Source organism: Methanohalobium sp., from assembly GCF_018609725.1.
Lineage (GTDB): Archaea > Halobacteriota > Methanosarcinia > Methanosarcinales > Methanosarcinaceae > Methanohalobium.
In genome coordinates this window covers 1-3,824 of record NZ_JAHENT010000121.1, presented here as the reverse complement: position 1 = coordinate 3,824, position 3,824 = coordinate 1, and the positions used below count along the sequence as shown (strand labels likewise).

Annotated in this window: 4 protein-coding genes; all 4 read right to left on the bottom strand. The window is 37.7% G+C overall.

Features of this window, described 5'->3' with window-relative positions; translation table 11 throughout:
• Positions 1–59: 59 nt before the first annotated feature.
• The gene (locus QZ276_RS08180) at positions 60–1,556 is read right to left on the bottom strand and encodes a hypothetical protein (RefSeq protein ID WP_292487004.1); all 1,497 of its coding nucleotides are present in this window, start codon (positions 1,554–1,556) and stop codon (positions 60–62) included.
• Between the two features lie 240 nt (positions 1,557–1,796).
• On the bottom strand, positions 1,797–2,006 hold the full coding sequence (locus QZ276_RS08175; protein ID WP_292487005.1) for a winged helix-turn-helix domain-containing protein: 210 nt from the start codon (positions 2,004–2,006) through the stop codon (positions 1,797–1,799).
• A gap of 187 nt (positions 2,007–2,193) precedes the next feature.
• Positions 2,194–2,892 (bottom strand): hypothetical protein, encoded by a 699-nt coding sequence (locus tag QZ276_RS08170; protein WP_292487003.1) that lies wholly within the window; start codon positions 2,890–2,892, stop codon positions 2,194–2,196.
• Positions 2,893–2,963: 71 nt separating this feature from the next.
• A partial coding sequence (locus tag QZ276_RS08165) for a hypothetical protein (RefSeq protein WP_292487001.1) occupies positions 2,964–3,824 on the bottom strand: 861 nt, incomplete at its 5' end.

Here is a 3,824-nt window from a genome sequence, read left to right as displayed (position 1 = left end):
GAAATATTTAATATCTTAATATCCAATTAAAATTAATTGGGTCAAAACTGACCCATCTTTTAATTTGTAGAATATCCGAATCCATGTAACGTTCCATTTTCTTTTATGTTCACCCAGAATCCATAGCACTTACTCATTTTGTAATCATAATTAACAGTATCATATAAAGGCGTACCGTTTATATACGGACCTGTTACTGTTTCATATTTACCTTCAATGGATGGATTGAGTGTCTCTGCTATGGTGCGTTTGTCCTGCGTTCCGGTATAACCTAATGCATAGGTATTTCCCGCCTCTACTGTCATGCTAGCTGGCGGTACTAATTTATCTGATGGTTTTAATCTTGATTCGGATATTACCTGTACACCTTCGCAATCATCAGATACTACTACCTGATAAGCTCTGAGTGGTTCAAGTTCAGATGCTGGTTCCCACATTCCTGCACTTGCATTCCAATAGGATACAGCTGTGTAGTCAACATCACTGAACACATGGTCTACTGAAGAATTATTCAGAGCATATGGTACAGATACCATATTCCGAGCACCTGGATACAACACAATCCCATCAGGGTGTATCATGTCAAGTTCTGCATCTCCGCAAACCTGATACTGCTTTGTCTCACCATCGTTCAGTATTCCATTGAATTTGCAGTTGTCTTTTGTGTATGGTTCAATAGTCATTGGTGCTTTAAGAGTATATTTGAAACTTGTAGGTTTTTCAAGTTCGAATGTAATTTTGTTTTCATTTTGCACTACGTTTGCTTCCGAGATTGTTGAGCCAACATATTTGAAACCGTCAGGTACCGTTTCAGTAACACTTGTATTTCTTACTCCTGTAACGTTAACAGTAGCATTGAACTCTTCATCGATTACAACTTCATCCGGAAGATTTCGTTCTGCCGATGGTTCTCCTGATATTACTGAAAGATTGATATTAATTGTACTACCAGGACTTGCATTGTTAAGGTTTTCAAAACTTTTAGTATTCAGTTGTGTAGTTGTACCACTGACATTGAATATAATGCCTTCATAATTATCTTTGTTTAAAAGTTGAAGTTCATAATCTCCCGGTGTTTTAACAGTTGAATTTCCAATCAAACTATCATTAAGATTTGCTAAAATTTTGGTACCAACTGGAGCTGGATTCCCATTAATCTCCACATTACCTTTAACCGTAACTGGTGGTTGTTCTACTGAAAGATTCACATATACTGCCTTTGTAGGATCGGTATCGTTAAGATTTGTGATTGTATCAGAGTCTGGATTATACTCTATCCCTGCAACATTAAATTTTATACCGGTATAATCATCCTTTTTAAGAAGATGAAGTTCATATTTTCCTGCTTTTTCAACAGTTGATTTAGCGATTAATTCACCATCTAATTTTGCTGTTATCTGTGTTCCTTCTGGTGCCGGTTCATCGTTTATCTCTACATCACCCTTTACTACCAATGGTGGTTCTGGCGGCTGCTCAGCAGCAACTGTAAATGACACCAATGATAACAGTATAATTAATTGTATAGCTATCGCAGTTTTTATACAAATTTTTTTCATTGATATACCCCCTAAAAACCTTAAAGTTTTTACTACCCCCTATTCAATTTTTTAAATTATTAATAAGGTTAAGAAATAATGTTAAGTATGTTAGATACATCAAAACAAAGCTCAAAACTTATATTCAATAAAGCAAAAGAAAAAAAAGAGTTTGAAAGTTATAAAGTAGATAATAAATGGTTAGTAGTATAAGTAGTAAGAACAATAATATATTTGGTTAATATAATTATATATACAGTGTTATAACTTCAAATCTCTTGCTAGTTCCTGGAATTTTTTACCTTTTTCGGTTGTAACGTAAAGGTTGCCCTCTTTTTCAATCAGACCCTTTTCTTCCAGCATGTCGAGATATTTGTTGATAATATCAAAATTGAGATTTGCACTGTATACAAGGTGTGTCTTTTTTGCTCCCTCTATTGCAGCATTTAATATTTCCTCACTGATATCGATTCTACTTCTTCTTTTTATAGTACCACATCCCCTACTCTTTAATTATCCCAAACTCTTCTTTTAACTGGACATTCCTGCTAACTCCTGTTTAAAGTTCTTGAAACCATCATATTTAGCCATTATAAGAGTTAAGTAGGGGAAATTCATCTTTTCAATTTTTGATTAGGTTCTATCCCCCACTTTTCAGTTACTTCTTCATCTTATACCCTACTGCTGCAATAATACCTACTATTATAATGGCTCCTACTACCATCAGTGAAATATTTGATGTTTCCTCAGGTTCTGATGCTGTTGATTCCTGTGATTCAGATGCGTCGTTTGTTCCTGTGCTTGCATCAGCATCAGGATTGTTGTCGCCTGCAGTAGTTTCTCTTGTTTCTGAGTCTCCCGTACTGGCAGTATTATCATCATCCTGGTTTGTTGTACTGCTGTCACTGCCGGATGGGCTTGCGAATCCACCACCGCCACTACCGCTGTTAGAGTTAGGTACACTTACCTGTGTTTCTTCTTGGTTATTGGTATTTGACTGTGTTACTGAAAGATCCAGATAGGTAGCTTTGGTTGGGTCTGCATTGTTTAATTTATCTGCTATTTCTGAATCAGGTTGTGATTCTGTTCCATCAACTGTAAATGTTATACCGGTATAGTCATCCTTTTTAAGAAGGTGGAGTTCATATTCTCCCGGTTTTTCTACTGTTGATTTGGCGATTAATTCACCATTCAATTTTGCTGTTATCTGTGTTCCTTCTGGTGCCGGTTCACCATTTATCTCCACTTCACCCTTTACAATCAATGGTGGTTCTGGCGGCTGCTCGGCAGCAACTGTAAATGATACCAATGATAACAGCAATACTAATGCTATTGTTAATGATTTGATAATTTTCAATATTATCCCCCTTTTTTAATCTCCTTGGAAATAATAAAAAATGGGTTTTAGAACCCATCATTGTTTTTTGTTTATTCTGTTGAATAGCCGAATCCGTTCAATGTTCCATCTTCATTTACAGAGACCCAGTAACCGTAGTACTGGCTCATTTTCATGTCATAGTCGGTGGTACTGAATACAGGTGCTCCGTTTATGTAGGGACCTGTAACAATTCCATATTTGTTTTCTATGGATGGGTTGAGTGTATCGGCTATTGAACGGCAGTCCTGTGTTCCTGTGTATCCTACCGCATAGGTGTTGCCTGCTTCAACTGACATGCTGGCTGGTGCTACAAGGCTTTCAGATGATTCGAACTTATCTTTTATAATCTGTGTACCTTCGTAGTCGCTTGGTACTATTACCTGGTAGGCTTTGAGTGGTTCAAGTTCAGATGCAGACTGCCACATTCCTGCACTTGCATTCCAGTAGGATACTGCTGTGTAATTGACATCACCAAACACATGGTCTACTGATGAGTTGTCCAATGCGTAGGGTACAGATACCATGTTCTGCATGCCTGGATACAGTACCATTCCATCTGGATGCATTACATCAAGTTCCGTGTCTCCATCGACAGTTGCAGTGTCACTGTTGGATACTTCACCATCGAACATGTAGGACTGTGATCCATCACATGGTCTGACATCCATTGGTGCCCTCAGTGTGTACTCAAAGCTTGTGGTTTCACTAAGGTTGAATGTTACTGTGCAGTCATCGGATATATCTACAGCTTCTGCTGGTGTACTGACACATTCAAATCCTTCAGGTATCATTTCGGTAACAGTACCATTCTGTGCTTCTTCAGATACATCGATGGTTACAGTGAATTCATTGCCGATGTATGCCTTGTCTGGTAGGTCTCTGGTTGCTTCTACAGGTGGTTTATCAGATAT